Origin of the sequence: Microbacterium sp. NPDC058345 (assembly GCF_042723855.1) — a bacterium.
Lineage (GTDB): Bacteria > Actinomycetota > Actinomycetes > Actinomycetales > Microbacteriaceae > Microbacterium.
Window position 1 is genome coordinate 554,089 of record NZ_JBHXIG010000001.1, and the last position, 21,088, is coordinate 575,176.

The 21,088-nt window shown below is 70.4% G+C and carries 20 protein-coding genes; 8 read left to right on the top strand and 12 right to left on the bottom strand.

Annotation, left to right across the window (positions count from 1 at the left end):
• The first annotated feature begins 1 nt into the window (after position 1).
• Positions 2–664 (top strand): potassium channel family protein, encoded by a 663-nt coding sequence (locus ACFWH5_RS02735; RefSeq protein ID WP_378831475.1) that lies wholly within the window; start codon positions 2–4, stop codon positions 662–664.
• Between the two features lie 90 nt (positions 665–754).
• Here ACFWH5_RS02735 and proC read toward each other — a convergent pair whose 3' ends face one another.
• Entirely contained in the window at positions 755–1,618 is an 864-nt protein-coding gene (gene proC, locus ACFWH5_RS02740; protein ID WP_378831478.1) for a pyrroline-5-carboxylate reductase, read from the bottom strand.
• A 77-nt stretch (positions 1,619–1,695) separates the two neighbouring features.
• On the opposite strand from proC, the gene ACFWH5_RS02745 reads away from it, so the two are divergent.
• Positions 1,696–2,031, top strand: a complete 336-nt coding sequence (locus tag ACFWH5_RS02745) for a cation transporter dimerization domain-containing protein (protein ID WP_378831480.1) — start codon at positions 1,696–1,698, stop codon at positions 2,029–2,031.
• Positions 2,032–2,142: 111 nt separating this feature from the next.
• On the opposite strand, the gene tadA is transcribed toward ACFWH5_RS02745, so the two are convergent.
• A complete protein-coding gene (gene tadA, locus ACFWH5_RS02750) occupies positions 2,143–2,598 on the bottom strand; it encodes a tRNA adenosine(34) deaminase TadA (protein ID WP_378831483.1) in 456 nt (151 codons plus the stop codon).
• 129 nt (positions 2,599–2,727) lie between these two features.
• On the opposite strand from tadA, the gene ACFWH5_RS02755 reads away from it, so the two are divergent.
• Both ACFWH5_RS02755 and upp read left to right on the top strand, forming a co-directional pair.
• Positions 2,728–2,877, top strand: a complete 150-nt coding sequence (locus ACFWH5_RS02755) for a hypothetical protein (RefSeq protein WP_378831485.1) — start codon at positions 2,728–2,730, stop codon at positions 2,875–2,877.
• 9 nt (positions 2,878–2,886) lie between these two features.
• Positions 2,887–3,519 (top strand): uracil phosphoribosyltransferase, encoded by a 633-nt coding sequence (gene upp / locus ACFWH5_RS02760; RefSeq protein ID WP_378831487.1) that lies wholly within the window; start codon positions 2,887–2,889, stop codon positions 3,517–3,519.
• A gap of 30 nt (positions 3,520–3,549) precedes the next feature.
• Here upp and ACFWH5_RS02765 read toward each other — a convergent pair whose 3' ends face one another.
• From ACFWH5_RS02765 to nadE, 3 genes are all read right to left on the bottom strand, one after another.
• A complete protein-coding gene (locus tag ACFWH5_RS02765) occupies positions 3,550–4,317 on the bottom strand; it encodes a hypothetical protein (RefSeq protein WP_378831490.1) in 768 nt (255 codons plus the stop codon).
• Between the two features lie 35 nt (positions 4,318–4,352).
• Entirely contained in the window at positions 4,353–7,868 is a 3,516-nt protein-coding gene (locus ACFWH5_RS02770) for a TM0106 family RecB-like putative nuclease (protein WP_378831495.1), read from the bottom strand.
• A 531-nt stretch (positions 7,869–8,399) separates the two neighbouring features.
• A complete protein-coding gene (gene nadE / locus ACFWH5_RS02775; protein WP_378833514.1) occupies positions 8,400–9,212 on the bottom strand; it encodes an ammonia-dependent NAD(+) synthetase in 813 nt (270 codons plus the stop codon).
• 70 nt (positions 9,213–9,282) lie between these two features.
• Here nadE and ACFWH5_RS02780 point away from each other — a divergent pair, with 70 nt between their 5' ends.
• Complete coding sequence (locus ACFWH5_RS02780; protein ID WP_378831497.1) at positions 9,283–9,840, top strand: nucleoside phosphorylase; 558 nt, start codon at positions 9,283–9,285, stop codon at positions 9,838–9,840.
• Here ACFWH5_RS02780 and ACFWH5_RS02785 read toward each other — a convergent pair whose 3' ends face one another.
• The 3 genes from ACFWH5_RS02785 to ACFWH5_RS02795 all read right to left on the bottom strand — a co-directional run bounded on the left by ACFWH5_RS02785 (position 9,841) and on the right by ACFWH5_RS02795 (position 14,454).
• Positions 9,841–12,903: an AAA family ATPase gene (locus ACFWH5_RS02785; RefSeq protein ID WP_378831499.1), complete on the bottom strand. Its 3,063-nt coding sequence runs from the start codon at positions 12,901–12,903 to the stop codon at positions 9,841–9,843. It abuts the gene before it with no gap.
• Positions 12,903–14,072: an exonuclease SbcCD subunit D gene (locus tag ACFWH5_RS02790; protein ID WP_378831501.1), complete on the bottom strand. Its 1,170-nt coding sequence runs from the start codon at positions 14,070–14,072 to the stop codon at positions 12,903–12,905. Before ACFWH5_RS02790 ends, ACFWH5_RS02785 begins: the two co-directional genes overlap by 1 nt.
• A 73-nt stretch (positions 14,073–14,145) precedes the next feature.
• Entirely contained in the window at positions 14,146–14,454 is a 309-nt protein-coding gene (locus ACFWH5_RS02795; protein WP_378831503.1) for a GNAT family N-acetyltransferase, read from the bottom strand.
• A 337-nt stretch (positions 14,455–14,791) separates the two neighbouring features.
• Here ACFWH5_RS02795 and ACFWH5_RS02800 point away from each other — a divergent pair, with 337 nt between their 5' ends.
• The 3 genes from ACFWH5_RS02800 (at position 14,792) to ACFWH5_RS02810 (ending at position 17,113) form a co-directional block, all read left to right on the top strand.
• On the top strand, positions 14,792–15,478 hold the full coding sequence (locus tag ACFWH5_RS02800; protein ID WP_378831506.1) for a winged helix-turn-helix domain-containing protein: 687 nt from the start codon (positions 14,792–14,794) through the stop codon (positions 15,476–15,478).
• 197 nt (positions 15,479–15,675) lie between these two features.
• On the top strand, positions 15,676–16,626 hold the full coding sequence (locus tag ACFWH5_RS02805) for a DNA-3-methyladenine glycosylase family protein (protein WP_378831508.1): 951 nt from the start codon (positions 15,676–15,678) through the stop codon (positions 16,624–16,626).
• Between the two features lie 103 nt (positions 16,627–16,729).
• Entirely contained in the window at positions 16,730–17,113 is a 384-nt protein-coding gene (locus tag ACFWH5_RS02810; RefSeq protein ID WP_378831511.1) for a YciI family protein, read from the top strand.
• A 43-nt stretch (positions 17,114–17,156) separates the two neighbouring features.
• On the opposite strand, the gene ACFWH5_RS02815 is transcribed toward ACFWH5_RS02810, so the two are convergent.
• From ACFWH5_RS02815 to ACFWH5_RS02830, 4 genes are all read right to left on the bottom strand, one after another.
• Positions 17,157–17,912, bottom strand: coding sequence for an ABC transporter ATP-binding protein (locus ACFWH5_RS02815; RefSeq protein WP_378831513.1), 756 nt, complete (start codon positions 17,910–17,912; stop codon positions 17,157–17,159).
• Positions 17,909–18,940: an iron chelate uptake ABC transporter family permease subunit gene (locus tag ACFWH5_RS02820; protein ID WP_378831516.1), complete on the bottom strand. Its 1,032-nt coding sequence runs from the start codon at positions 18,938–18,940 to the stop codon at positions 17,909–17,911. The genes ACFWH5_RS02815 and ACFWH5_RS02820 overlap by 4 nt, the downstream gene beginning before the upstream one ends.
• Positions 18,941–18,965: 25 nt before the next feature.
• Positions 18,966–19,955, bottom strand: a complete 990-nt coding sequence (locus ACFWH5_RS02825; RefSeq protein ID WP_378831518.1) for an ABC transporter permease — start codon at positions 19,953–19,955, stop codon at positions 18,966–18,968.
• A gap of 64 nt (positions 19,956–20,019) precedes the next feature.
• A complete protein-coding gene (locus tag ACFWH5_RS02830; protein ID WP_378831520.1) occupies positions 20,020–21,003 on the bottom strand; it encodes a siderophore ABC transporter substrate-binding protein in 984 nt (327 codons plus the stop codon).
• Positions 21,004–21,088: the final 85 nt, after the last annotated feature.

Genomic DNA, 21,088 nt, shown 5'->3' on the forward strand with positions numbered 1-21,088 from the left:
GATGGTGCGGGGCGATGCCCCGGTGCTCGTCATCGGACTCGGACGCTTCGGCGCGGCCTGCGCGGGCGAGCTCGACCGCCTCGATCGGGAAGTGCTCGCGATCGATGAGGACCTCGGCCTCGTGCAGAAATGGTCCGAACGGGTCACGCACACGGTGCAGGCGGATGCCCGCAACATCGACGCGCTGAGGCAGATCGGCGCTCAGGACTTCCAGGTCGCGGTCGTCGCCGTCGGGTCGCTCATCGAGGCATCCGTGCTGATCACCGCCAATCTCGTCGACCTGAAGGTGCCGCAGATCTGGGCCAAGGCGGTGTCGCAGTCGCACGGCAAGATCCTCGCCCGCGTCGGCGCCAACCACGTCATCTACCCCGAGCGCGAGGCCGGCGAGCGGGTGGCGCACCTCGTCAGCGGGCGGATGCTCGACTTCATCCGCTTCGACGACGACTTCGTGCTGGCCAAGATGTACCCGCCGAAGTTCATCCGCGGCATCCGGTTGAACGAGTCGGGCGTGCGCACCAAGTACAACGTCACAGTGGTGGGTGTGAAGAGCCCCGGCAAGCCGTTCCGCTACGCCGAGGCGACGACCATCGTGACCAATCACGACCTGATCATCGTGTCGGGCACGAACAGCGACATCGAGCGCTTCGCGGGCCTGGACCGCTGACGTCGTCCGCGGCGCGACGTCGCAGATTCACCGTACTCCGCATCCGGATCGGCGAGAGTCTGCGAGGTTCTGTCGATCCGCGGATCGGCGTCACGCGCCTGCCGCGAGCTCCTTCGCGCGGGCGAGCGCCGCGGCGGTGGCCCGCGCGAACACGTCGTCCAGCCGCGCCTCCTGCAGCACGGCCACGGCACGCTCGGTGGTGCCCTTGGGGCTCGTCACGCGACGGCGCAGCTCTGCCGGGTGCTCACCGGAGGCGGCGAGCAGCGCGGACGCCCCGATGAAGGTCTGCTCGGCCATCAGCCGGGCGTCGGCCTCCGAGAAACCCATCCCCACAGCGGCCTTGGTGAGCTCCTCGATGAGCAGGAACACGTAGGCGGGCCCGGAACCGGAGACCGCCGACAACGGGTCGATCTGCGACTCGGGCAGCTCGATCACGGCACCCACCGTGTCGAACAGCGCGCGCACGAGCGCGACATCCTCGGCGGATGCGGCAGGCCCGGCCGCGATGCCGGTGACGGCCTTGCCCACCGTCGCGGGGGTGTTCGGCATGGAGCGGATCGTGCTGACTCCCTCCCCCAGCGCGTCGGCGAAGGTCGCGAGGGTGACACCGGCGGCCAGGCTGACGACGATCGCGTCATCGCGCAGGGCAGGGGCGATCTCGTGCAGCAGGTCCGGCACCATCGCCGGCTTCACGCCGACGAGCACGATGCGCGCCGATGCGGCGGCGTCCGTGTTGCCGTCCGGGCTGTCGGCGAGGGCGATGCTGCGCACGCCCTCGAGCCCTGCGAGCGTCTGCGCCTTCTCGCGCGAGCGATTCGTCGCGACGATTCCGCCGTGCGGGATGCCGGAGGCGACGACGCCCTGCAGGATCGCGCCTCCCATGGAGCCGGCCCCCAGGAAGGCCAGTGCGGGCAGCGTCGTGGTGGTCGGAGCGGAAGCGATCGGGTCGGCCATGAATCCATCCTAGGAAGTCGCTCGGCATCCGGGCGTCGCCGTCTGTCCCGAGCGCGGGCCGGACTAGACTCGCGGGCATGAGCGGATCGGGTGACAGCAAGCAGACACCTTCAGCGTCAGAAGACGATTACGGGCTGATCGTCGACGCCATCCTCGGCTGCGACGGCGTGCAGAAGATCATCCAGCTGCGCACGCTCCAGGTCGACGCCGACGACCTGCTGATCGCCGCCAAGGTGGCGCTCGTGGACGACATCACGGTGCGCGCCGCAGCCGATCAGATCGATGTGATCAGGACCCGCATCCGAGCCGCCGTGCCGGCGGCCGCCTCGATCTACATCGAGCCGGACGTCTATCGCCCCGGCATCGACCCGGCTCCGCCGACCGACGTCTTCGTGCTGAAGTCGGCCGACTGACCGCATCCACCGGTATCCGCGTGCGTCTCGGTCGGTGACCGCGGCGGCGCGCAGCGCCCCGGCTGGTGGCGACGGCGGCGCTCAGCGCCGGGCTTCGACCGACGGCGGCGCTCAGCGCCGGGCTTCGAAGAAGTCGCGCAGCAGTGCTGCGGCGGCATCCGCCTGCACCCCGCCGACGACCTCCGCACGGTACGGAAGACGGCGGTCGCGCAGCACGTCGTACATCGACCCTGCCGCCCCGGCCTTGTCGTCCCAGCTGCCGAACACCACCCTGCCGATCCGGGCCTGCAGGATCGCGCCCGCGCACATCACGCACGGCTCGAGCGTGACCACCAGGGTGTGGCCTTCGAGGTTCCACGAGGCGAGTGATGTCGCCGCCTCGCGCAGGGCCACGATCTCGGCGTGCCCGGTGGGATCATGCGTCTGCTCGCGCAGGTTCCGCCCTTCCCCGACGATGCGCCCGGCCGCGTCGAGCACGACGGCACCCACCGGCACGTCGCCTGCCGCCTCGGCTTCGGCGGCGAGCGCCAGTGCGCGGCTCATCCCCCGGTCGTCTGCCGTCTTCATCGGTGGTCCTCCCGTCGGTCGAGCCTAGTGGCCCGACCTCTCATCGGCTCGCGTCCCCCCTGGGGCGGAGATCGGAGATCCGGCGGTCGGCGGATGCCGCGCGGGTGCCGGCTGGGTAGCGTCGAGGGCATGGAGAATCCCGCACCGTTCGTCATCATGATGGTCACTCTGCCCGCCCTTCTCGTCGCCGTCATCACCTCCGTGAACGCGAAGCGGACCAACGCCCTGTGGCGTGCCCGCCGCGAGGCCCGCGCGCAAGCGGAGGCCGCAGCCAAGTAGCCTGTATCCATGCGCGTTCATGTGGCCGACCACCCTCTCATCACCCACAAGCTCACGGTGCTGCGCGATGAGAGCACGCCGTCGCCGGTGTTCCGTCAGCTCACCGAGGAACTGGTGACCCTGCTCGCCTACGAGGCGACCCGCAGTGTGAAGGTGACGCCTGTGGAGATCCGGACGCCGGTCACGACGACCATGGGCGTGAAGATCTCGGAACCGCGGCCGATCGTCGTGCCGATCCTGCGCGCCGGGCTCGGCATGCTCGAGGGCATGGTGAAGCTGCTGCCCACCGCCGAAGTGGGCTTTCTGGGCATGGTGCGCGATGAGGAGACCTTCGAACCGACCACCTACGCCGAGCGCCTTCCCGACGACCTCAGCGACCGCCAGTGCTTCGCGATCGACCCGATGCTCGCCACCGGCGGTTCGCTCGGCGCGGCGATCCAGTTCCTGTTCGATCGCGGCGCCAAGGATGTGACGGCGATCTGCCTGCTGGGCACGCCCGAGGGTGTCGCGGCGATCGAGAAGCTCGTCGGCGACCGTGATGTCACGCTCGTGCTCGGCGCTCTCGACGAGCGGCTGAACGAAAAGGGCTACATCGTTCCTGGTCTGGGTGACGCCGGTGACCGCCTGTACGGCACGGTCTGAAGCTTCGGATGCCCGATCGGCACCGGCGTGTCAGACGGTGAGCACGTAACCGCGCTCGTCACCCAGATGCGCGAAGCCTGCTCGGGCCAGGATCGGCGCTGAGGTCGACAGCCGGCCCTTCACGAGTGCCGTCGTCGCCCCCAGCTCGGCGCCGACGCGCAGCCGCTCGGCCAGCACGGCACGATAAGCGCCACGTCCGCGAGCGTGCGGCAGCGTGGCGGCACCCCACAGCCGCACGAAACCGTCGACGACCGTGCAGCCACCGGTGCTCACCGCTGCACCGTCGACGCGCGTCAGCACGCGCACGCCCTCACCCGAGACCAGAGCGGCGGTGACCTCTTCGAGTTCTTCGCGAAGACCGTCGGCATCGAGCGGCTGCTGGTCCCAGACCGGCACGTTGACGGCGTCGACCTCACGGACCTGGGCAAGCGTGCGCACGACCTCGGCAGTGACGTCATTCGGAACATCGACGGGGAGACCGCCGACGGCGCGCGCGAGCACGGCGACCGTGTCGACGTGCTCGGCCCCGTGACGGCGAAGCTCGTCCTCGAGGTCGGGGCGGTCGGACGCATTGGTCCAGAACGTCAGCTGTGTCTCGCCCCATGCGCGCGTGCGCTCGATCGCAAGGTCGAGCACGGCGGCCGCATCCCGGACGGACTCGACCTGCGACGCCCGCACGCCGCCGCCGAAGCGCGCCGGGTGGCGGACCAGTTGCAGTTCGGTCTTCTCGTGCTCTGCGCCGCGCGGCACCCACACCCAGGCCGCCGACGCTCGAAGGATGTCCTCGAGTGAATGCATGCTAGCAACTTAGCATCCGCGGTCGACGCCCGCCCTCACTCGCGATCGGCGCCGACCAGACGTGCGAACGCGCTGAGCCTGGCGACCCCCTCGGGAGTCCACGGCAGGTCGTCGAGCAGCGCCGGAGAGTGGATCAGATAGGCGATGCTCTTCGCCCGGGAGATCGCCACGTTCAATCGGTTCTGCAGCAGCAGGAACTCCGGGCCGCGGGGCGCGTCTCTCCCGCTGGACGCCGCGAGCGATGTGATCGACACGACGGCCTCCCTGCCCTGGAAGTTGTCGACCGTGCCGACGGCGACACCCCCGAGACCGGCAGCGGTGAGCTCGTCGTGGATGAGCTGCTTCTGCGCGTTGTACGGGGCGACCACGATGATGTCGTCGGGGCTGAGCGGTCGCGGGGCGGCGTCGCCGTCGCGATAGGGGCGGCCGACAAGTTCACGCACGATGCGCAGGACCTCGGCCGACTCCTCCGCGGACTGCGTGGCGTTGCCGCGGTGCCTGATCGGGATCACGTGCAGTCCCGGTTCGACACCCTCGACGATCCGCTCTTCGGTGCAGGGTTCGGAGGACAGCCGCCCGGCATACGACAGCACGGAGACGGGGGCGGCGACGGCCGGATGCATGCGCCACGACCGGTCGAGGAAGTACCCGTGGGCGGGATCGATCACCGCCGCACCCGCCATCACCCAGCCGAGCGCGGACGTGTCCACCGGCTCCGGGTGCGTGCCCTGGCTGACCTGCGGCAGCTGCTGCGGGTCGCCGAGCAGCAGCAGCCGCTGGGCGCCGGCGGCGACGGCGATGGTGGAGGCGAGCGAGAACTGACCGGCCTCGTCGATCACCAGCAGGTCGAGCCCCTGCCGGTCGACGCGCCGCGTGTTGCTGAAGTCCCACGCCGTTCCGCCGACGACCGCGCCCTCCTCGGCGTGCTCCGCGAGGAAGGCGGCCATGCCGTCCTTGCGAAGAGCGGTGTACGACCGCGCGCTGTCATCGCCGCTCTTCGGCGCCTTGGCCACCTGGGCGGCCGGCACCCCGTCGGCGACCACGCGTTCGAGCAGGTTGTCGACGATGGCGTGCGATTGCGCGACGACGCCGACGGTGAACCCGTGCTCGCGCACGAGCCGGGCGATGACCTGCGATCCGGTGTACGTCTTGCCCGTGCCAGGTGGGCCCTGCACGGCGACGTAGCTGCGGTCGAGGTCGAGCACACCGCGCACGATCGCGTCGATCATGTCGTCACCGGCGGACGGCAGCGGTCCGCCCGACAGGGTGCGTGGCACCGCGCGGCGCAGGATGTCGGAGGCAGCATCCTCGGGGAAGCCGGGCGCCGCCCGGTGCACGGCGGCCGCCCACTCCTCGATCGCTCCCTGCTGCGAGCTGACGTTCGGCGGCGCCGCCGGCGCGAGCGCGACCGGCAGCTCGTCCCAGGTCTGCCCCTGCACGGTGCGCTCGCGCACCACGTAGCCGTCGTCGAGCACTTCGACGACCTCGACCTCGTGTGGGATGTGGATCACCCGTGAGGGAGCATGCGCGTCGAAGGGCGCCGGGGTGGCATAGAGCGCGAACGGCCGGGCGCCCACGCCGATGGTGCTGCCGGGCGCGACCTCGCCGCGCAGCCGCAGCGCGCGCGTCTGCGTGCGCTGACCCTCGGCGATGCCCCAGTCCTCGTCCACACCGCTGGCCGCGTCATCCACGCGCAGCACGTCTCTGGTCGATTCCCAGAGCGAGACCGGCTCGCGCAGGCGCTGGAAGTGCCCCTGCCAGAAGCTCTTCGCCTCACGGGGGAAGTAGTCGATCGCGGCGGACGCCACGCGGAAGACCTCACCGTCCCGGCCGTCCTGCTCGGCATGCTGCGCCTCGGCCTGCAGCGCCAGGCTGAGGGCGGAGGGCTCGTAGGCGCGCGTCTCCGGATCGTCGGGCGGTGCGGGCAGCACCCCTTCCCGCCGGGCCAACCCGATCAGCCAGTCGCGCAGCCGGCGGGTCGAGACGCAGTCGTACCGGTTGTAATCGGCGAGATCGTCGAGCACGTTCTGCGCCTCGGCATCCTCACCGGCGGCGCGCAGCGCGCGAGCCTGAACATACTTGACGATCGAGTCGTCGCCCTTCTGCACATCGCTCGTGCGCACCTCATCGCCCATGTACAGCGGTTCGAGCTTCTTGATCGAGTACGAGCGCGACCCGACCCGCACGGAGCGCAGCACGATGGGGTACAGGTCGACGAACACGCCCTCGCGCAGCAGCCGATCGACGTCCGCCTCTCCCACGCCGTGCCGTGCCGCCATGGCGGTCAGATGCGCGACCTCGTACGGGGCGTAGTGGTAGATGTGCATATCGGGGTGCGCCTGGCGCCGCAGCGTCACGAAGGTGAGGAAATCGAGCAGCGCCTGCTTCTCGTCGGCGAAGCTGTGCGCCCACAGCGCCGTGTACTGCTCAGCGTTGTCGATCCAGCCGAACAGGTAGTCGATGCCCCACGTGGCGCTCTCATCCCGGCCCTGGACCGGTTCGGTGTACAGCGGGTCGCCCTCGAAGTCGAAGAAGATGTCTCCCCGACTGGGCCTGGGCATCAGCCCGATGGCGTTCGGCGAGACGAGCTCGAACGGCGGCGCGTCGTGCGCATCGGCCGGCGCGCCGAGCTGCAGCCTGGCCTGCGCGCGCAGCGCCGCGAAGGTGTCGGAGTTCATGCCCTCCGGAGCCTGAGGGGCGACGGCGAGGTCGTCGATGGTACGGATGCCCTGTGCTCTGAACCGCTGGCGCTGCACCGGCCGCATCCGGGCGACGAGCAGCAGATCGCGATGCGCGGTGACCTGTTCATCGCATGTGGCGCACCGCCCGCACGCGGTGACGTGCAGGTCGCCGCGGTCGTCACCCCAGGCGAGCGGGGTACCCGCTTCACCGGCGTCGACCGCCCGGTCGGCGATGAGCGCCCGCAGCCGCGCGCGTCGCACGTGGAAGAGCGGGAGAAGATCGTCCACGCGATGCGTGCTGAGGGTGCCGTCACCGAGGATGAGGTCGACTTCGTCGGCGCGGGGGATGCCGAGCCTGTCGAGCTGATCGACATATGCCGCCAGCTGCATGAGCGCGGTGACGCGAGCCGTGCGGGCGAGCTTGGTGTCCTGCACCCGCCACCGGCCGCGCGGCTCGCCCGGCAGCGGCTCGTCGCGCAGCAGAAAGTCGGCGAAGCCGACGAACTCGTCGGTGGCGAACGCGGCCTGGAAGACCACGGAGGCGTCGGATCGCAGGGCGCGCTCGGTGTCGGCGACCGCCTCGCCGAGTGCATCGGCGTCAGCAGAGGACACCTTCGGCAGCTCCACGACGCCGGGACCGCCGTCGATCGCGCGACCGAGATCGGCGATGTATTGGCTCAGTACCGCCTGCTCGTGCACATCGCCGAGCTGCGCCGCGCGGGCGAGCGTGGCATCCTCAGGCTCCTCGACTGCGGGCACCCTGCCGAGTTTCGCGTCGAGCGCACGTGCCCAGGCGAACTCGCATTCGGCCGCGAGTTTCAGGTCGCTGGCGCTCCACACCACGCGATTCTCGGCTGCGATGACCCGCACGACGCTCCTCTCCGTTGCCCTGATCCGACACTATCCGCCGCCTCGGACATCCCCGACCACGCGCCGGGCGCCTTGCCGAGGGGTCACGAAACGCGGCATCCGCACCCTTCCAGCCGACATTCTGTGACTCCTCACGCAGACGGCCTCCGGCGAGAGGTCGCGAAACGCGGCATCCTCGCCCTTCGAGCCGACATTCTGCGACTCCTCACGGCGATGGCCTCCGGCGAGAGGTCGCGAACGGTCGGATCAGACGCGATCACGCGACATCGACTGACCCCTCACGCTCACGCGGCAAGCGCGCGGCGCGCGCGGCGAGCCCACGGCGAGCACTCGGCGAGCGCACGGCGAGCGCACGGCGTGCGCATGTCGCACTTCGACCCCAGCCGCCTCAGACATTCCGGACCGCCAGCCGCCTCACCCAGGAGGGGTCACGAAACGCAGCATGCACGCGCTCGGACGCGACGTTTTGCGACTCCTCACGCAGGCCGGCGGGCGAGGGCTCGGGGGCAGGTCAGTGCGCCGCGAACAGGCTCAGCGCCACCAGGTGTCGGACGGCGCCACCGGCAGATGCCGCTTGTGCCGCGTGGCCAGGTACCTCGCCTCGATGCGCGCGGCGACGTCGGCGGCGACCGGCTCCCCCTCGAGGTACCCGTCGATCTGCTCGTACGTCAGACCCAGCTCATCCTCGTCGGCGCGGCCGGGCTGGCCGTCGAGCAGATCGGCGGTGGGCACCTTGAGGTACAGCCGCTCGGGCGCGCCCAGTTGCTTGAGCATCGCGCGGCCCTGGCGCTTCGTGAGTCCGGCGAGCGGCACGACGTCGGCGGCGCCGTCGCCGAACTTCGTGTAGAACCCGGTCACCGCCTCGGCGGCGTGGTCGGTGCCGATCACGAGCAGACCGTCGTGGCCCCCCAGCGCGTACTGCGTCACCATGCGCAGGCGCGCCTTGATGTTGCCGCGGTTGAAGTCGCTGATGTCGCCGACGCCCGCCTGCTCGACGTCGGTCTCGATGCCGTCGACGCCATGCTGGATGTTCACGACGATCGATCGGTCGCCGGCGATGAAGTCGAGTGCGGCTTCGGCATCCGCCGCATCCGCCTGCACCCGGTACGGCAGGCGCACGCCGAGGAAGGTCGCGTCCCCTCCCGCGGCGCGAACCCGCTCGACGGCGAGCTGCGCGAGCCTGGCGGCGAGCGTGGAGTCCTGCCCGCCGGACACCCCGAGCACGAAGCCCTTCGCGCCTGAGGCTCGCAGGTAGTCGACGAGGAAGCCGATCCTCGCTTCGATCTCGGCGGCGGGATCGATGTCGGGGCGAACGCCCAGGTCATCGGCGATCTGCTGCTGCATGCTCACGGTGTCTCCTTCGTCGGGGCGGCCTGAGGATGGGCTTCCAGTCTCCACCTGTCAGGATGGATGCGTGAAACTTCTCGTCGCCGCCCTCGAATCCGAACTTCAGGCCTTCCCCGCCGAACTGCCCGGATTCGACCGGCTCGTGACCGGCCCCGGCAAGCTGAAGGCCGCCTACGGACTGACCCGTGCGCTGGATGCCGCCGACTACGACGAGGTGCTCGTGGTGGGTACCGCCGGCGCGGTCGACGACGGGCTCGATGCCGGGGTCTACGAGGTCAGCGCCGCCCTGCAGCACGATGTGCAGGACCTCGACGGCGTCGTGGGACGGCATGTCTCCCTGCCCTCTCACGTGCAGACCGGCCGCGACGGACACACGATCGCCACCGGCGACATCTTCGTCGACGATGCGGATGCCGTGGCCCGCATCCGCAGCCTCGGCGGGGTGCTGGTCGACATGGAGACCTTCGCGTACATCTGGGTCTCGCAGCAGTTCGACGTGCCGATCCGGGTGCTGCGGGCCGTGTCGGACCGCGCGCAGGACGGCGCCACCCAGATCTGGGACGAGGTCGTCGCTGCGTGCAGCGCGCAGCTGTGGCAGCGGGTGCGCGGCGAGTACGCGCTCTGATCAGCCGATCGGCGCGCGCGGCGCGTCGATCACGCTCGGGCCGTCTGGCAGCGCGCGCACGGTGACCTGCGCGGGGATCTGCTCCTGCATGGCCTCGACGTGGCTGATCACTCCCACGGTGCGACCGCCCTGGCGCAGCTCATCGAGCGTGCGCATCGCGGTCTCGAGCGTGTCGGCGTCGAGAGATCCGAAGCCCTCGTCGATGAACAGCGTGTCGAGGCGGATGCCGCCCGCCCTGGCGGTCACCACTTCGGCGAGCCCGAGCGCGAGTGCCAGGGAGGAGAGGAACGTCTCGCCGCCGGAGAGCGATCGGGCCGGACGGGTCTGGCCGGTGAAGGCGTCGAAGACGACGATGCCGAGACCCGAAGCTGCCCCTCGCGCGGCGAGCGCGTCGGAGTGCCGCAGCTCGTAGCGCCCGTCGGACATGTCGCGCAGACGCTGGTTGGCCGCGCTGACGATCTCTTCGAGCTCGGCGGCGAGCACGAAGGTCTCCAGGTTCATCTTGTGCGTGTTGCCCGCGCGCCCGGAGAGGGTGTCGGCGAGACCGCGGATCACCTCGAAGTCCGCGGCCGCGGAGGCGGATGCGGCGTGCTCGGATGCCGCTGCGTCGACCGACGCCGTCAAGCTCGCTCGCACGCTCTGCGCACGGGTGTCGGCGTCGACGGCGTCGAGCCACGCGGTGCGGGCATGCCCGGCCGCCTGCTCGGCCGGCGCGACGTCGATCGGCTCCTCGGGCAGCGTGCGCAGCTCGAGGTCGAGAAGCAGCGCACGCTCCTTCTCGCGCTGCACGGCATGGGCGTTGATGCGGGCGTCGAGTGCGCTGATCTCGGACGCCGGCAGCATGGCGGCCTGCGCCTGAGCCGGGTCGTCGAAGACCGACGCGGCGAGAGACTCGTCGCGTTCCGCGGCAGCCTCGGCCGCGGCGCGTTCGCCGTCCGAGCGGTCATCGATCGCCTCTGCCGCCGCGGACGCGGCCGCGATCCTGCTCTTCGCCTCGGCGAGCCGCTCGGCGACCGTGGCGTGACCGCCGCGCGCGGAGAGGATCGCATCGTCCGCGTCCGCGCAGCGCTGTTCGCACAGGCTGAGCGCGGTGCGCGCCGCGTTCAGCCTCTCGGAGGCGGCGGCTCGGCGCTCGTCGAGGTCGCCGGCACGTCGCTGTGCCTGCTCGAGCTGCTCCTCGTATCGGCGAGCGCGTTCGGACGCGGCGACCGCGTCGGCGTGCGCCTGCCGCGCGCGGTCGAGTTCCGTCGCGGCCTGCTCGACGGTGCGGCCGCCGGCACGGACGACGGCGGCGGCGTGCTCGGCGGTCACGGCGGCCAGCGTCTGCGACGCCTCCCGCTCTGCTCGTGCGGCGGCATCTCTGGCGGCCTCGGCGGCGGCGATGTCGTCGGCCGAGACCGGGTCGGCGTGCTCGGCCGGTGCGGGATGCTCGGTGGAACCGCAGACGGCGCACGGCGCGCCGGGGACGAGAGCGGTCGCGAGCTCACCCGCCCACCCGGCGTCCCGCCGTCGACGCAGTAGCGTCAGAGCGGCCTGCGCATCGGCGTGCACTGCTCCGGCCTCGGTCTCGACACGGGCCGCGTCCGCCACCTCTCCGCTGAGTCGGGCGACGTCGGCGGCGCCGCCGCGACGCTGCTCCGCGTCGGCGACGACACGCGCGAGGTCGTCGACCCGGTCGCTCTCGCGGCGAGCGGCGTCGCGTTGCGCAACCAGGTCGCTCAGCTGCGACGGCAGGCTCTCGCGCTCGGCGTCGACCTCGCCCAGCGCCGCGATCGCCGTGTCGACGGCCTGTCGTGCAGCGGCCAGCTCCGCCTCACGGTGCGAGGTCTGCGCCTCCAGCTCGAGGGCGCGCTGCCATTCGCCGCTCTCACGGGTACGGTCGGACGCCCATGCGCGCAGTCGCCCCGGAAGCGCTTCGGACGGTTCCGCATCGGCCCGGTCTACGTCGGACGGGTCCGCGTCGGACCGGTCCGCATCGGCAGCGGCGAGGTCAGGTACTCCGGCTCGGATGGCGGCCGCCACGGCATCCGCTTCGGCCTGCTGAGCGCGCGTCAGGGCGGTGATGGCGCGTTCGGCGGCCGAGATCACGCCGCGCAGCGTCTCGGCTGCGCGCGCCCGATCCCGGCGCTCGGCATCCGCGGCGATGGCCTCGGCGTCGGCATCGAGCGCGGCGAGCGCCCTCCGTGCCCGATCGCGCTCCGTCTGCGCCTGGCGCTGCTCCTTGATCTCGACGAGGGCGGCATCGGCCGCAGCGAGCCGCTGCTCTGCGGCGGCTCGCTCGGTGCCCAAGCGCTCCACCTGATACTCGGCCCGCGCGATGGCGCGACGCAGCCGCGCGAGACGGGCATCGGTGGTGTCGGCGGACGTCTCGGCGTCATCACCCCACAGCCCGGCCTCTGTGGTGAGCCGCTCGGCCTCGTCCAGGCGGACGTCGACCGCGGCGCGACGTCCGGTGAGCGCCTGCTCGGCGTCGCGGCGTCGTTCATCGAAGCGCGCCTGATAATCGGAGAAGCGCTCGGTGCCGAACAGCCGGCGAAGCAGCGCCTGGCGCTCTCTGCTGTCGGCGAGCAGGAAATCCGCGAAGCGGTTCTGCGCCAGCAGGATGACCTGCAGGAACTGCTCCTGGCTGAGCTGCAGGATCTCGTCGAGCTCGTTCGCGACGTCGACCGCCCTGGCCGCCCTGCCCACCCAGCCCGCGTCGGTCAGCTCGTCGAGGGTGGCGGAGGCCGCCTGCGTCGTCAGGCCTCCGCCGCGCTTGGCGGGCCGCTCGTAGGCGGGCGAGCGGCTGATGCGGAAGCGGCCGGCGACGGTGCTGAACTCGACGGTCACCGAGGTGGGCTCGTCGGGTTCGCAGTGATCGCTGCGCAACCTCTTCTCGCCGCCGTCGTAGCGGGGCACGCCGCCGTACAGGCCGAAGCAGACGGCGTCGAGGATGCTGGACTTGCCCGCGCCCGTGCGCCCGGCGATGAGGAAGATGCCGTCGTCGGCGAACGCGTCGAAATCGACGATCTGACGCTCACGGAAGGGGCCGAAGCCCTCGACCTCGAGCCGGTGCAGCTGCATCAGACGAGCGCCTCGGCCCGGACCCGGTCGTCGAGCACGTCGTGGATCAAGGCGCTCTCGCGCTCGGTCGCGCCCTGCCCCGCTCGGACGTGCGTGAGGAAGGCCTCGATGCGCTCGGCGTCGGTGACGGCGGTGCGCAGCCGCTGCGCATACGAGCGATCATCCGCGGCATCCGAACGGTCGGGCTGGTGCTGCACGAGGGCGCAGAACGGGAACCGTGCGCGCAGCCGGCGCATCGGCTCGTGCTGCGGCAGCGGGTCGGTGTAGACGGCGCACACCCAGCTGTCGGCGTGCTGGGCGACGTTCTCGTCGGCGAGGATCTCGTCGAGTGAGCCGGTGAGCGTCACCAGCGGACGCGGCACCGGCAGCGCCAGCCATTCGGTCGAGGCGAGTCCGTTCGCGTCGAGTTCGACCAGCCACGACCCGCGTTCCTTGTGCTGCTCGCCGAAGCTGTAGTGCAGCGGGGCGCCGCAGTACCGCACGCGCTCGCTGAGCTGCTGCCGGCCGTGGATGTGGCCGAGGGCCACGTAGTCGGGCCCGTCGAACGACGCGAGCGGCACCATGTCGAGGCCGCCCTGGCGCACCTCGCGCTCCAGGCCGTCCGTCGCATCCACACCCGCGGCGAAGCAGTGCGCGAGCACGACCGACCGGCCGGGAGATGCGGCCATGCCCTCGCGCACCAGGCCCATGGCGTGGTGCATGGTCTGCGCCTGCGTGCGCAGCATCGGGCCCTCGCCCGCGGCATCCGTCCAGAGCCGGCGCACGATCGCCGGCTCGAGATACGGGATGCCGAAGAAGTGCACCGGCCCGTGCGCGTCGCGCACCGTGATGGGCGTGGCGATCGCGCGCGGGTCGGTGAGCACGTGGATGCCGTCGCGCAGCAGCCCGGAGTGGAAGCCAAGCCGGGCTGCGGAGTCGTGGTTGCCGCTGGTCATGATGACCGTGGCGCCCGTCGCGTGCAACGCGAGCAGCGCCTCGTCGAGCAGGCCGTAGGCCGCGGTGGCCGGCGTCGCCGAGTCGAACACGTCGCCGGCAACGATCACCACGTCGACGCGGTTCTCGCGAACCTGCCGCACGAGCGCCTCGAGCACCTCGGCCAGCGCCGCGAGCGTGGAGTGCCCGTGGAACGTGCGGCCGATGTGCCAGTCGGAGGTGTGCAGGATTCGCATACTCACACCGTAAGGACGGCCTCGGACATCGCCGGCGAGGCGTGCCGCGCCGGCCAGGATGCGGTGACGGCGATCAGCGCCGGCGCAGCAGACCCGCGTGCTCGGGATGCGCGTCGAACCATTCGGCCACGTACCAGCAGACCGCATCCACCTGCCGGTCGCCGCGCGCCTCGATGTCGGCCACCGCGCCCGCCACGACCCGACCGGCGTATCCGTGCCCACGGAACGTCGGCACCGTGTACGCACGGGTCATCGCTATCGTGCGGCCGTCATCGCGATAGTCGAGCACGCTGACGAGCGTGCCGTGCCGGGTCAGCGTGTAACGCGAAGCATCCTTCTCGTCTGACAGCAGGAACTCGGGATCGTCGGCAGGCCATGTCACGCGCTCTACGTTACGTCGTGTGACGCGGCCGGGAATGACACGTTTTGACACGGCGGGTCACGATGGGAAATAATCGCCCCCATGACCACCAACGCACGCCCCATGTCCGCCCAGGAGGCGAACGGGACTGCCGGCATGATGATGGCCGGCCGCGTTGGCATGTGTTGCCGAATGTGTTGCTAAGGCGCAACCACCCCGCCTGACCCGATCTCCCCACATCTTCCGGGGACGGGTCTGTGAGCACCCACCCTTCGTGCTCATCCCCCACCGGCTCATCCCGGTCTTTCGTGCAATGCATTCCGAGCCCCGCCGGCTCGCATCCCTCAAGGACATCATCATGTCGAACACCGCACTCCTCGATCGCCCCGCCACCGCCCCTGTGCGCGCCGTCTCCCGCGCCGACGCCGCCGCCGATCTGCCTTCCATCCGCTCGCCGCGCGGTTTCGCGTTGTACGTCGGCATCGACGAGATCAAGGCCGCCGAAGCCGGCGTGAGTCTTCCGCTGCTCGTCGACGCGCTGCGCCGCACGCTCGCCGAACTGGCCCCGAGCGCCGAGACGCACGCCACCGTCGCGCTCGCCCCCCAGTCCGCCGGCGGACGCGACCTCGACGTCGTGCGCCTCGCGCTGCACGAGCCCGGCGCCATCGCCCGCGCCAAGACGGCTGTCGAAGAGGAGAAGGACGAGGAGTCCGGCGTCGTCGTCGACATCTCCCGCAAGCGCGTGCTGCTCGACGGCGAGTCGGCGGCGTTCACGTACAAGGAGTTCGAGCTGCTGCAGTACCTGGTGCTGCGCGAAGGCCGCACCATCGAGCGCAGCGAGCTGGTGTCGGCACTGTGGCAGGCCACCGACGACGAGGTTCCCGGCGAGCGCACCATCGATGTGCACGTGCGTCGGCTGCGCGCCAAGCTCGGCCGGCACGAGGACATCGTCCGCACGGTGCGGGGTGTCGGCTACCGGTTCGACCGCCACGCCGACGTCGTGATCCGCTACGGCCACGGCACTCCCTCGCCCGACCGCTTCTGAGCCGGGCGCGCAGGTGCCGCGCGCTTCGCGCCCGGCCGCTTCACGCCCCGCATCCGGCACACTTTTCAGCAACTGTCACATCGAAATCCGTGCCATTCGACGAAAAGTGTGACATTCGGGGGTCGAGAGCGTGACATCCGCGTGGAGAGCGGGCGACCGGGCGGAGCGATGTCAGCCGGCGCGCGTAGTGTTCTCGCATGACCTTGATCGCGGATGCTGCGCAGCGCGACGTTCCGCATGCGCGTGAGTCGGTGTACCGGCCGCGGCATCCGCTCGATCTGATGGCCACGGTGGGGATGCTGCGCCGCGGCGGAACCGATCCGACCATGGTCGTCGACGGCGGGCGCATCTGGGTCGCCCTTCGCACGCCGGCGGGCATCGCGACGCTGTGCCTGCGCGGCGCGGCCGACGGCGTGCACGCCACGGCGTGGGGCCCGGGAGCATCCGAGGCGCTCGACACCGTGCCGCGGCTGTGCGGCTCCGACGACGACGCCACGGGTTTCGACGTGTCGTCGCATCCGCAGCTGGCGGAGGTGTCGCGCCGCAACCCTGGCATACGGCTGACCCGCACCGACCGCGTCTTCGATGCGCTCGCGTGCGCGATCCTCGAACAGAAGGTGACCTCGATGCAGGCGTTCGGTGCCTGGCGCCACATCGTCAGCCGGTACGGCGAGCGCGCGCCGGGGCCGACGCCGCGACCGATGTTCGCCGCCCCCTCGCACGAGGTCTGGCGCACCGTGCCGTCATGGGTGTGGCATCGCGCGAGCGTCGAGCCGCCGCAGTCGCGGACCCTCGTGCGGGCCGCAATGCGCGGCGCCAGCATCGAGCGCGCCGCCCGCGCGGCATCCGACGGCGAGGCACGCGAGCGCGTGTTCACGAGCCTGCCCGGCGTGGGACCGTGGACGTCGGCGGAGACCCGCATCCGTGCGCTCGGTGATCCGGATGCGGTGAGCGTCGGCGACTTCCACCTGGCGCACGAGGTCGGGTACGCGCTCACCGGCAGCCGCACCGACGACGACGGCATGCTCGAGCTGCTGGCGCCGTGGGCGGGACACCGTCAGCGCATCATCCGGCTGATCTTCGCCTCGGGCGTACGTGAGCCGAGGCGCGGTGCGCGCCTCGCCCCTGAGGACCATCGCAACCGCTGACTCGCGGCGCAGTTTTTTCGCCGCCGTGTCGATTTCGCTCCGTCCCGTTCGACGTTTGAGTACGAGGGTCGCAGCCCGCGACCCGCAGAGAGAAGGATTGATCATGACGCAGTATTTTCTGACCGTGCCTCACGACACGGCCACGGAGCCGACGATGGCGTCGATGCAGGAATTCGACCCGGAAGACCTCGCGGCGGTCATGGCGGCCGTCGACGAGTTCAACACCGCGTTGAAGGCCTCCGGCGCGTACGTCTTCGCCGCCGGGCTCAACCCGCCGTCGACCGCGAAGACGGTCGACGTCAGCTCCGGAGCGACGCAGGTGCTCGACGAGCCGTTCGTCGAGGCCGAGTCCTACGTCGGCGGTTTCTGGGTGATCGAGGCGGCCGACGAGGACGCCGCGATCGAATGGGCGGTCAAGGCGTCGACAGCGCTGCAGGGCCGCATCGAGGTCCGTGCCGTGCAGCAGGAGCCCGAGACAGCAGCGTGACGCGGGAAGCGGACGCAACGGTCAGGAGAACGACGGCCCGCCGTCAGTAGTACACGGCGAGGGGCCCGTGCGGACCGTCGATCACCTGCACCGGCGTCTCGAAGACCCGCGTCAGCACCTCGTCGGTCATGATCTGTTCGGGCGTGCCGAACTCGACCACCTGCCCGTTCTTCATCGCGCAGATCCGGTCGGCGTAGTGCCCGGCGAAGTTGATGTCGTGCAGCACGATGACGATCGTGCGACCGAGCTCGTCGGCGGCCCGGCGCAGCTGCGCCATCATCGACACGGCGTGCTTCATGTCGAGGTTGTTCAGCGGCTCGTCGAGCAGCACCACCTCGGTGTCCTGCGCGAGCACCATCGCGACGTACGCACGCTGCCGTTGCCCGCCCGACAGCTCGTCGAGGTAGCGCCCCTCGAGGTCTTCGAGGTCGAGGAAGTCGATCGCGCGGCTGATGATCTCCTCGTCGTTCCGGTTCAGCCGCCCCTTCGTGTACGGGAACCTGCCGAACCCGACCAGCTGCCGCACGGTCAGCCGGGTGACGAAATGGTTCTCCTGGCGCAGGATCGAGACGATCTTCGCCAGGTCGGCCGACTTCGTCTTCGCGATGTCGTACCCGGCGATCTCGATCGCCCCGGCATCCATCCCCATCAGGCGTCCGGCCATCGTCAGCAGGGTCGACTTGCCCGCGCCGTTCGGGCCGATCAGCGCGGTGATGCCGCCCGCGGGAATGACGAGGTCCACCGGACCGATCGCGACCTCGCTGCTGTACTCGCGGCGTACCTGCTCGATGGTGATCACAGCCGGCCCTTTCTGAGGATGACGATGAGGAAGACGACGCCGCCGACGAGTTCGATGATGATCGACACGACGCCCTGCGCGTAGAAGACGTTGCGCATCACGAAGTACGCGCCGGAGATGATCGTGAACGCGGTGAGCACGGCCACCGGGAACACCAGGCGGTGATCGTGCGAGTCGGCGAACTGATAGGCGAGCGTCGCGACGAGGAAGCCGAGGAAGGTCATCGGCCCGACCAGGGCCGTCGAGGTCGCCATCAGGACGGCGACGAGGAACAGCACGATCATCAGCTCGCGGCGGTGGTTCACGCCGAGCGAGGTCGCGGTGTCAGCCCCGAGGGCCATGACGTCGAGGCGTCGCGCTCGCATCCACAGCAGAGCGGATGCCGCCACGCACAGCGGCACCGCCAGAGGCAGGTACGACGGGTCGGCGTTGGAGATGTTGCCGAACAGCCGGGCGGCGAGCACGTCGAACTCGCTGGGGGTGAGCAGGCGCTGCATGAACGTGGCGATCGCGCCGAGCCCGCCGCCGATGATGATGCCGATGAGCAGCATGATCTGCAGGTTCGCGTAACGGCCGCGCAGCAGCCAGCCGTAGAGCAGCATGGCGAGGCCGACCATCACGGCGATCTGCAGCGCGAACGCCCACAGCCCCTGCAGGGCGACGATCCCGGCCACCCCGAACAGGTACACCGACGTCGTCTGCACGGCCCGGTACAGCGATTCGAAGCCCATGATCGACGGCGTGATGATGCGGTTGGTGGTCACGGTCTGGAAGCTGACCGTCGCCACGGCCTGGCAGACGGCGACGAGCGCCATTACGCCGACGCCGGTGAATCGCAGATCGACGATGCGCCAGAATCCTTCGGTCCCGAACGGCATCGGGTTGTCCCACGCGAGCAGGCCAACGGCGAACCCCGCCGAGAGCACGATCAGCACCGCGAGCACGATCAGGTAGCGGCGTCGGGAGCGCCCGCTGGCGAAGGCGCCGGAGAGGCGCTCCCCCGTGACGGGCGTGCGTGCTGCCGGCACTCCCTCAGCCGGTGCGACGGCGCGCCTAAGCACGGCGACGCTGCCTGAGCAGAAGGGCGACGAACACGACGGCGCCGACGACCCCGAGGATGAGCGACGCCGGCACCTCGAACGGCATGATGATGGTGCGGCCGATCAGGTCGCAGACCGTGACGATCCCGATGCCGAGCAGGCACACCCAGGGCAGGTTGCTGCGCAGGTCGTCGCCGCGCACCATCGACACGATGTTCGGCACGATCAGGCCCAGGAACGGCAGATTGCCGACGACGACCGTGACGACGCCCGTCACGACGGCGATCAGCACCGTGCCGAGCAGGATGACCCTGTTGTAGTTCAGGCCCACGTTGGTGGCGATCTCCTCGCCGAGGCCGGCGACCGTGAGCCGGTCGGCGACGATGAAGACGATGACGCCGACGACGGCGACGATCCACAGCATCTCGTACTGGCCGCGCAGCACCGAGGTGAAACTGCCGGCGAACCACACGCCCAGGCTCTGCAGCGTGTTCGTGGTGAGGGCCACATAGGTGGAGACCGCACCGACCACGGCTCCGAGCATGATGCCGACGATCGGCACGATCAGCGAGGAGCGCAGCGACACCCGCCGCAGGAACAGGAAGAACACCATGGTGCCGATGAAGGCGGCGACCACCGCGCCGGCCATCCGCAGCGGGATGGAGGGTTGCGGCACGAGCAGCATCACCGTGAGCAGGCCGAGCCCAGCCCATTCTGTGGTGCCGGTGGTGGTCGGCTCGACGAAGCGGTTCTGCGTGAGCAGTTGCATGACGAGCCCCGCCATCGCCATCGAGGCACCGGCCAGCACGAGGGCGACGGTGCGGGGGATGCGGGTGATCTGGAACATCTCGGCGCCGTCGGCGGCACCGGCGATGTCGTACACGCCGGTGAACAGCGATGCGACGAGAAGGGCGGCGACGATGAGGATGCCGATCAGCAGCTTCACGTCGAAGAGCCGTCCGGCTGTCGCACGGCGGGGCGCGGTAACGAGAGTGGAGGACATGTGGGCCTTCACCGGTCGTCGAGCGGGAGCGAGCGAGGCCGCCCCCGCTCGACGACCGGAAGTGTCACTTCTCGAGAGCGTCGGCGAAGTCGTTGAGGAACGCCGTGTACGTCTGGATGCCCTCGTTGAGGTACGTGTCGGTGGGCATGTAGACGATCTGCGCATCCTTCACCGCGGTGACGGAGGCCAGGGCCTCGGAGCCCTCCAGGATTTCCGCGGCCTGCACGTAGTCGGGCGTCTCGTCCGCGAACACCGCATCGCGGTCCATGACCAGGATCCAGCTCGGGTTCGCCTCGGCGATCGCCTCGACCGAGATGTCGTCACCCTGGTGGTCGTCGGTGGCTTCGGGCACCTCGAGTGCCGGCGTCAGGCCGAGGATGTCGAAGATCGGTCCGAGCGTGCGTCCCACGGTCGGGGCGATGTAGCCGATCTCGCCGCCCGAGGTGGTGACGGCCATGACGCTTTCAGCCTCGTCGTACGCCTTCGTGGCGCGCTCGACGGCGGCGTCGAAGTCGTCGACCAGCTTCTTGGCCTCGGTCTGCTTGCCGAAGATCTCGCCGAGCACGGTGACCTGGCGCTTCAATTCGGCGTCGAAGGGCTCACCCTCGCGGGGGTCGAGCTCGAGAATGGTCGCGTCCGGCACCAGCTGCGCCATGGCGTCGTGGTGCTGCGCGAACCGCTGGCCGTTGATGATCAGGTCGGGGTCGGCCGCGACGACCGATTCCAGGTCGGGTTCGTTGTGCGTGCCGAGGTCGATGACGCTTTCGTCGTTCACGTAGTCGACCGTCTCGGGCATGAGCGAGACGGCGGCGGCGGTGAGCTCGATGCCCCAGTCGCTGAGGGTCTGGAACGTGCGGTTGTCGGTGGCGACGACGGATGCCGGCGGCGTGGAGATCTCGTGCGTGCCGTTGTTGTCCTCGACGGTCACCGTCTTCGCTGCGGGAGCGTCGGTCCCGGGTTCAGCGGCCGCCTGGCCGCCGCAGCCGGCGAGCGTGAGGATGCCGACGAGGCCGAGGCCGACGGCGGAGAGAGTTCTGGGCACGGACATGGAGAGACTCCTGTTCTGCGGTGATGGGAGCGCGAGCAGCGCTTGAGGCCGAGGCCGGGCGATCCGGCCTCGATGGAATTTAGGT

Coding starts and splice junctions, on each gene's coding strand:
- ACFWH5_RS02790 (WP_378831501.1), bottom strand. CDS start 14,072: ATGCGAATCCTGCACACCTCCGACTGGCACATCGGCCGCACGTTCCAC.
- ACFWH5_RS02810 (WP_378831511.1), top strand. CDS start 16,730: ATGACGCAGTATTTTCTGACCGTGCCTCACGACACGGCCACGGAGCCG.
- ACFWH5_RS02755 (WP_378831485.1), top strand. CDS start 2,728: ATGGAGAATCCCGCACCGTTCGTCATCATGATGGTCACTCTGCCCGCC.
- nadE (WP_378833514.1), bottom strand. CDS start 9,212: ATGCAGCAGCAGATCGCCGATGACCTGGGCGTTCGCCCCGACATCGAT.
- ACFWH5_RS02825 (WP_378831518.1), bottom strand. CDS start 19,955: ATGTCCTCCACTCTCGTTACCGCGCCCCGCCGTGCGACAGCCGGACGG.
- ACFWH5_RS02800 (WP_378831506.1), top strand. CDS start 14,792: ATGTCGAACACCGCACTCCTCGATCGCCCCGCCACCGCCCCTGTGCGC.
- upp (WP_378831487.1), top strand. CDS start 2,887: ATGCGCGTTCATGTGGCCGACCACCCTCTCATCACCCACAAGCTCACG.
- ACFWH5_RS02765 (WP_378831490.1), bottom strand. CDS start 4,317: ATGCATTCACTCGAGGACATCCTTCGAGCGTCGGCGGCCTGGGTGTGG.
- ACFWH5_RS02745 (WP_378831480.1), top strand. CDS start 1,696: ATGAGCGGATCGGGTGACAGCAAGCAGACACCTTCAGCGTCAGAAGAC.
- ACFWH5_RS02735 (WP_378831475.1), top strand. CDS start 2: ATGGTGCGGGGCGATGCCCCGGTGCTCGTCATCGGACTCGGACGCTTC.
- ACFWH5_RS02785 (WP_378831499.1), bottom strand. CDS start 12,903: ATGCAGCTGCACCGGCTCGAGGTCGAGGGCTTCGGCCCCTTCCGTGAG.
- ACFWH5_RS02805 (WP_378831508.1), top strand. CDS start 15,676: ATGACCTTGATCGCGGATGCTGCGCAGCGCGACGTTCCGCATGCGCGT.
- proC (WP_378831478.1), bottom strand. CDS start 1,618: ATGGCCGACCCGATCGCTTCCGCTCCGACCACCACGACGCTGCCCGCA.
- ACFWH5_RS02830 (WP_378831520.1), bottom strand. CDS start 21,003: ATGTCCGTGCCCAGAACTCTCTCCGCCGTCGGCCTCGGCCTCGTCGGC.
- tadA (WP_378831483.1), bottom strand. CDS start 2,598: ATGAAGACGGCAGACGACCGGGGGATGAGCCGCGCACTGGCGCTCGCC.